Genomic DNA, 6,677 nt, shown 5'->3' on the forward strand with positions numbered 1-6,677 from the left:
AATGGCAACGCAAGAACTGACCGCTCTTCGCAGCGAAGAGATCAAGCCGAAGATCGGGGCTCGGGTCATCAACTCCAAGGAAGAGCTGCTTGCCGGCGATCTTGGCGGGGAGATCATGAATCTTCTCGAGCATCGCGGCGTGCTCGTGTTCCCGGAGATCAACTTCAACGACGAAGAGCACGTCGCCTTCACGAACACGCTCGGCAAGTTCGCGCGCGAGATGCGCGGCGAGGAGATCTACAAGGTCAGCCTCGACGAGAAGCAGAACGCGACCGCGGAATACCTGAAGGGCGCATTCTTCTGGCACTTCGACGGCTTCATGTCGCCGATGCCGATCCGCGCCAGCCTGCTTTCGGCCAAGGTGCTCTCACCTCCGGGAACCGGCCGCACCGAATTCGCCAATACGTACGCCGCGTACGAAGCGCTGTCGGGAGAGGACAAGGCTCTCGTGGCCGACTTGCGGGCGGTGCACGCCCTCGCCGCGACCCAGCTCGACGTCACGCCAGAGCCGACGTACGAGCAGTGGCAGGAATGGCGCGCGATCGGGCGTAAGGAACTGCCGCTGGTCTGGACGCACAAGTCCGGTCGCAAATCGCTGGTGATCGGCAACTCGGCGCACAACATCCTCGATTACGATCCGCTTGATGGCGAGGAACTGCTGATCCGCCTCCGCTCTTTCGCCACTGGCCCCGAGTTCACTTACAGCCACGACTGGAAGGTCGGCGACCTCGTGATGTGGGACAACACCGGAAGCCTGCACCGCGCGACGTACTATCCGCTGGACTGCGGCCGCATGATGCACCGCACGAAGATCGAAGGCGACGAGCCGATCGTCTGACGCCAATCCTGTGAGCACATGTCGGGGCGCGCCTTCCGCGTCCCGACAATGGGGGAGCTGCAATGTCGCCTGACCACCTGAAGCGAAACGAGCGCGAACTCGCGGCGTTGCGCGATGACATCGAGGCCGGGCGCGATGGGCCCGTGCTCATGCTCAACCTCAACACGTACAAGGCCGAGGCGGGCTTCCCCGATGGCGCTCCCTATCGCGCCTACATGGATGCACTCGCTGCCCTGCTGAAGGTCTCAGGAGGTCGTATCCTCTGGCGGCACGCGGTGCTGGGCCAGATGGTCGGCGGGCCTGAACCGTTCCATGAGGCGCTGGGTATCTGGTACCCGAGCGGGCAGGCGTTCCTCTCGCAACCAACGATGCCTGGGGCGGACGAAAACTATCGCCTGCGAGCGCAATGCGTGGAGCGCGCCACTATTCACCGCTGCGGCGCGGCCGAACGGCCGCTGGAGGCGCACAAGGCGCTCGTACGCGCCTTCTTCGCTGCGCTGGCGAACGCAGAATTGCCCGACGCGCTGCTGACAGATGACATGACGGGCTGGAGCACGACCCAGGGTACTATGAGCAAGGCGGCGTATCAGAACGTGATCGGGCTGCTCGCGCGCATGGTAGCGCAGCCGCTGACGTTCACGATCGACGCCATAACTGCCGAGGACGATCGCGCGCTCGCTGAAGTGAGATCCAGCGGTCGCCTCGTCGACGGGACCGAGTATGCGAACACTTACGTCTTCGCGTTCCGCTTCCGCGAGGGGCGGATCTGCTCAATCGCGGAGCACTTCAACGCGCTGGTCGTGCAGGAAACGATGATCCCGCTCATGGCTAAGTTGAACGGGGCGCCCGCCTAGAGCCCCCGCCCCGCCCTGAACGGCCTGCGATCAGGATTTCAGCGCCTCCCGCACGGCGTCGAGATCGGTTTCCCGCTCGACGGTCGTGAGGATGCAGAACGACGATCGATCGAACAGCCGCTTCTCGTCCTCGACGATCTCGGGCGACATCTTGGTGGTCGTGAGATACTGCAGCGTCGAACGGTAGGTCGCCTCGTCGTCGAACCACAACTCGGTGATCACGTCATACGGCGGCTCGGTAGCCTCGCCTGTCTCGGGATGGGGATGGGGTTCCAGGTACGTTCGCACGTAACGCAGGAGTGCTCCTGAGTACTTGGCCGCGAGTGGCGCATGATGGTTCTCGTAGTACTCGCGAAACTCTTGCGTGCTCAACCCCGGCTTACGCTTCATCGGCAGCAGTATCTTGTAGATGGTTGCAGCTTGCTCTGTCACGTTCGTCTCCTTGCTTTACGCAATCACGCAATCACTTGCGTGTCTCGCAAGCTGGCGATCTGCTCTGGGTCGAGGTCGAGTAGATCGCGCAGGATCTCCTCGGTGTGTTGGCCCAGCGCGGGCGGTGCTGTCGGTACAGGCTGAGGGCTGCCGGGGAACTTAATCGGGCGGTTGACGATCGGGATCGTGCCGAGAGTCTCATGCTCTGTCTCCACCACCATCTCACGCGCGACCGCCTGCGGCTGCGTCAGCGCTTCTTGTATTCCAAGAATTGGCGCGTGAGGGACCTGATGCTCGGTAAACAGCTCCACCAGTTCGTCGACCGAATAGAGCTGCGTCTGCTCGGCAATCATCCCGTTCACGCGTTCGCGTATGTCACGCCGCTTCTGCAAGGTGTCGAACGCCGGGTCGGGCCCCGCCTCCGGGAAGCCAAGTGCATCACAGATGCGCGCCCAGAACCCGTTCGTCAGACAGGCGATAATGATGGCGCCGTCCTTGGCTGGGAAGGCTCCGTAAGGCACCAGGTTCGGATGCTGTGAGCCTTGGGGCACCGGGTTCTCGCCGGTGAAGAAGGCGAGCTGGGCGATGTAACCAAGCAAACCGATGAGGCCATCCATCAGGCTCACGTCGATCAGCCGCCCTCGCCCGGTTAGATGTCGCTCGTGCAACGCTGCGAGGATGCCGATCGGACCGTTGATGCCGCCGACCAGGTCGCCCATCGGCAAGCCCAGCTTGATGGGCAGCCGGCCCGGCTCGCCGTTCACGCTCAACACGCCAGAAAGCGCCTGCGCGACAATGTCGAATGAGGGCCGGTCGCGCAGCGGGCCCGTCATGCCGAACCCGGAGATGGCGCAGTAGATCAGCCGTGGGTTGATCTGCGACAGCGTCTCGTAGCCGAGGCCTAGCCGGTCCATGACTCCTGGACGGTAGTTCTCGACAACGACATCGCACTTGGCTGCAAGATCACGTGCGAGCTGGAGGCCCTGCTCGCTCTTAAGATCGATGACAATGCTCTTCTTGCCTCGGTTGTTGCCGAGGAAGTAGTGACTCTCGCCATCCTTGATGGGTGGAAACGTCCTGGTCTCGTCTCCGGTGCCCGGCGGCTCCACCTTGATGATCTCGGCACCCAAATCCGCCAGCGCGAGCGAAGCTGCCGGCCCCGCGAGCACGCGCGTGAAGTCGAGCACGCGAATGCCTGCAAGAGGCCCTGCCCAAGCCGCCGAACTGTCAGCCTGCATCACTAATCCCCGCAATGGCCGACGTTTTCGCGAGCGTTCCCTCGCGGTCCGGCGCTTGTCTGTAACCCTGCAATGGGACCTCTTATGGACCAGACGAGCAGAACGATACGACAATTGATGTCGCCGTCCATAGCGGGAGGCTATAGCTGCGCAGGCACGGACCGAGCAGCTGTGCAGCGATGTGTCCTTGCTGATCGCCATCTTGTAGCGTCTTTTGGCAGAAGTGCCAGGATAGGCGACAAGGCAGGTTGCGCCGCCTGGCGGTGCGAACACGAGAGGACATAAGCAATCATGGACGCGATCCACAAGTTGACAGCCGTCGAAGCCATCAAGCTGCTCAAGGCTCGCTACTTTCGCGGTGTAGACACTGGAGACGGGGCACTCGTGCGCAGTGTACTCGCGGAGGACTGCCTCCTCGATTATACTGATTGCTTTGTGGACCCGCTCACCGGTTACAATCACTTTCCGGCACTGAGCATTGTTATGCGCGGGCGCGCCGCTTACTCGGGCAACGGTCTGGCCGAGATCGGGGTCATCAGTGCGCACTACGGGCCGAACTGCGAAATTGAAATCGACGACGCCAGCTCGGCCCGCGGAATCTGGTCCATGACTGACAGGCTGATCATGCCCGAGGGAGGGCCCGTTCGCGAGTTGCTCGGGCATGGCCATTATCACGAGACCTACGTCAGGATCGGGGACGACTGGCTCATCAAGACTTTGCGCATCGTCAGGACGCGCGTCGAAGCCTTCCCTGCCGCCTAAGCAGCAGTGGGCGTCCCCCCGCCATCGGCACTACGCCCAGGCGTGAGCCCCCTTGCCCTGCTAGATGAACGAGAGAGCGCTTCCCCTCAGCGCTGCCCGAAAGCGGACGGACTGTTGTCCTGAAGAGTTTCGGGGGCCGGCAGGCGTACGAAACTCCTGGAGGCCCGAACCCGTGGGCCGCATGCGATACGCTATGGGGTTTTCAGATTCTGCCCCGCGTCAGCGCCGGATGGCGCGCGAGGTATGATGGGGGCGCCAATTCTGATCGGCTCGTTTGAAGCCATAGTAGTGAGCTCGACGGCCCGGCCGGGTGAGCTCAGCTGGCTGTCGCCATCTCTGTAGGTGATGCAGGAATGCGCATGGCTCGGCGAGATGCGAGATGCTGCCGAAGTAGCCGAGCTCCTCGGCATCGTGCAGAGCCATCAACCGGGTGAGGAATAGGCGGCGGAAGAGCTTGCCCAGAACCCGCACCGGCAGGAGGAATGCAGGGCGTGACGAGATCCAGCGGTTGCCGTCGAACGAAAAGCCGCCGCCCGGCACGATCAGGTGGATGTGCGGGTGGTGGGTCATAGCCGAGCCCCAGGTGTGGAGCACGGCGGTGATGCCGATGCGGGCGCCGAGATGTTTGGGGTCAGCGGCAATGGTCGTCATCGTCGCCGACGCCGCCTGGAATAGCAGACCGTGGAGCGCTGCCGTGTTTTGCAGCGCGATGTCGGCGACCTCAGCGGGCACCGTGAAAACGACGTGGAAGTAGCCGACCGGGAGCAGAGCGGCCTCTCGCTCGGCGAGCCAAGTGCACGCGGCCGCGCCCTGGCACCTGGGACAGTGGCGGTTCCACCAACATCGCCATAGAGCCAGCCTTTGGCCCAACCCGAAAGCGGACGCGCACGGTTGTGACCAAGGCTTACGCCGGCTCGGGTCATGACGTCAAAAGGGGCAGAAGCAGTCATGCCAACGCGCTGATAGACGGCCTTAGCGTTGTTCAGCGGGAAACAAACGCTTTGGCTTCACATTGGACAACACCCCAGGCCGATCGCAGCCATAGCCTGATCCGCACCTGGGATGTCAGGCCGCCAATGCTCACGATGTAGTACGGTTCCGGTCCTGATCAGCCGTGACAACACAGCCTCGGGCTTGTGGGCCGACACAGCTTACCTTTCCAAGAAGAACGAGGCGTTTCTTGCGAAAGGTACGTTCATCAGCGAAAGCCGCACCGCCGGGCCATGCCCGAATGCATCGCACGCGCCAACGCGAAGTGGTCAGCGGTGCGCTCGGCTGTCGAGCACGTCTTTTTGTCGGCCAGAAGCACCGCATGGGCCTCATCGTACTAACCATCGGCATCGCCTGTGCTCGGATCAAGATCGGCATCGCCGACATGGTCTATAACATCCAGTGGCTCGAGGTGCGTACTGCGCCTGCATAACGTCAGAACGACGCCGAAACAGACGATTCTTCGAAGTTCCCACCTTCTTCTAGCGGTAGAATGCCTGCTCCAAAATTCCCATCCGGCGGTGACCTCCGCCACAGGTGTGCCTTTCGCGCAAAATGGGTTAAGAAAGAGAAAGGACGTCACAGACGCAATCTTCCAAGCCAATTCGAGTGCGGCCGGGAAGATTGCGACGAGAGACCGCCTACGCCTTGGCCCTATCCGCCTGAGCCGGGAGGCTGCTTCTCAAGTGCATGATTGTCCCGGCTCCAAAACAACCAATTGGAGTGCATTAGCTGCGAGATCGACAGATACGCTGTGGCGCCGGGTGGGGCTGATGGTAGTCGCCCCCACCTGCTGCAGGTTGGCGGTTTCCCGGTTCGCCCAGTAATTGCTGACTTGATCGTCGATCCGGTACATCCTCTGGCACAGGCGCTTGCCTTGGAGATTGGCAGGCAATTCGCCCATGTTGATGCTTACCCGGTAAGGCTGCGTGCCAGTGTGCTGGTAGTTCCAGACCATCACCGCAGCGCCGTACTTGTCTTTCGTGGCGATGCTGTAGACACCCTTGCCCTCCTTCAGGGCGTTCGACTGCGCCTCCACGCGCTCGTTCTTGAGCTTCGCCATCATCGCCATCGCGTTGCCGTAGGGCGTGAACGTATTAACCGGCAGGTTCCCTACGTTTTCAGCGCCCCTAACGGCGATGTGCTCGCCATTGCGCGAGCGAGTGATCAGTTGATCCTTTCGCTCTTCACTGGAGTGGCGAATTACCCAGTTGAACGGATAGGTGTCGGGCTGCTCCAAATACCAGTAATGTAGCGCGGGAACGCCGGCCGCACCGATGAGGTAGTCCGGTCGCGGATCGTCCTTGTTATCGAATGAGGGGCCGGGATAGATGCCGGTCTCGGTGATGAAAGCCGGAATCTTCGTGTCGAGGCCACGGCTGCTGAGTGCCTCGTTCAACTGTTTGCGCTGCCCCGCCACTTCGCTGGGATTGCCTTTGTAGAAATGATATGCGCGAGGGCCATTGCTGTCGCCGGTCCCCTCAGGGAACTCGCCATAGGCATGCCACGACAGGAAATCGAGGCGCTTGTCCGGCGAAGGATCGGCAGCATAGCGGTCGAGAA

The 6,677-nt window shown here is 61.9% G+C and carries 6 protein-coding genes and 2 pseudogenes; 4 read left to right on the plus strand and 4 right to left on the minus strand.

Annotation, left to right across the window (positions count from 1 at the left end; all coding sequences use genetic code 11):
• Window position 1: 1 nt before the first annotated feature.
• Complete coding sequence (locus ABVV53_RS13520) at window positions 2–838, plus strand: TauD/TfdA dioxygenase family protein (protein WP_353984949.1); 837 nt, start codon at window positions 2–4, stop codon at window positions 836–838.
• 62 nt (window positions 839–900) lie between these two features.
• Complete coding sequence (locus ABVV53_RS13525; protein WP_353984950.1) at window positions 901–1,692, plus strand: nuclear transport factor 2 family protein; 792 nt, start codon at window positions 901–903, stop codon at window positions 1,690–1,692.
• 30 nt (window positions 1,693–1,722) lie between these two features.
• Here the strand turns inward: ABVV53_RS13525 and ABVV53_RS13530 are convergent, their stop codons facing one another.
• Window positions 1,723–2,124, minus strand: a complete 402-nt coding sequence (locus ABVV53_RS13530; RefSeq protein WP_353984951.1) for an EthD domain-containing protein — start codon at window positions 2,122–2,124, stop codon at window positions 1,723–1,725.
• Window positions 2,125–2,147: 23 nt separating this feature from the next.
• Entirely contained in the window at window positions 2,148–3,362 is a 1,215-nt protein-coding gene (locus ABVV53_RS13535) for a CaiB/BaiF CoA transferase family protein (protein ID WP_353984952.1), read from the minus strand.
• A 291-nt stretch (window positions 3,363–3,653) separates the two neighbouring features.
• Here ABVV53_RS13535 and ABVV53_RS13540 point away from each other — a divergent pair, with 291 nt between their 5' ends.
• Window positions 3,654–4,124 carry a nuclear transport factor 2 family protein gene (locus ABVV53_RS13540; protein WP_353984953.1) on the plus strand — a complete coding sequence of 157 codons (471 nt, stop codon included), beginning with the start codon at window positions 3,654–3,656 and terminating at the stop codon, window positions 4,122–4,124.
• Between the two features lie 324 nt (window positions 4,125–4,448).
• Here ABVV53_RS13540 and ABVV53_RS13545 read toward each other — a convergent pair.
• A pseudogene (locus tag ABVV53_RS13545) lies at window positions 4,449–4,958 on the minus strand (IS91 family transposase); the annotation flags it as partial.
• A 197-nt stretch (window positions 4,959–5,155) separates the two neighbouring features.
• Here ABVV53_RS13545 and ABVV53_RS13550 point away from each other — a divergent pair.
• A pseudogene (locus ABVV53_RS13550) lies at window positions 5,156–5,547 on the plus strand (transposase); the annotation flags it as partial.
• A gap of 249 nt (window positions 5,548–5,796) precedes the next feature.
• Here the strand turns inward: ABVV53_RS13550 and ABVV53_RS13555 are convergent.
• Window positions 5,797–6,677: hypothetical protein (locus ABVV53_RS13555; protein ID WP_353984954.1), on the minus strand; the 881-nt coding region annotated here is incomplete at its 5' end.

This window comes from Novosphingobium kalidii, from assembly GCF_040534015.1.
Taxonomy (GTDB): domain Bacteria; phylum Pseudomonadota; class Alphaproteobacteria; order Sphingomonadales; family Sphingomonadaceae; genus Novosphingobium; species Novosphingobium kalidii.

Coding starts and splice junctions, on each gene's coding strand:
- ABVV53_RS13520 (WP_353984949.1), top strand. CDS start 2: ATGGCAACGCAAGAACTGACCGCTCTTCGCAGCGAAGAGATCAAGCCG.
- ABVV53_RS13525 (WP_353984950.1), top strand. CDS start 901: ATGTCGCCTGACCACCTGAAGCGAAACGAGCGCGAACTCGCGGCGTTG.
- ABVV53_RS13535 (WP_353984952.1), bottom strand. CDS start 3,362: ATGCAGGCTGACAGTTCGGCGGCTTGGGCAGGGCCTCTTGCAGGCATT.
- ABVV53_RS13540 (WP_353984953.1), top strand. CDS start 3,654: ATGGACGCGATCCACAAGTTGACAGCCGTCGAAGCCATCAAGCTGCTC.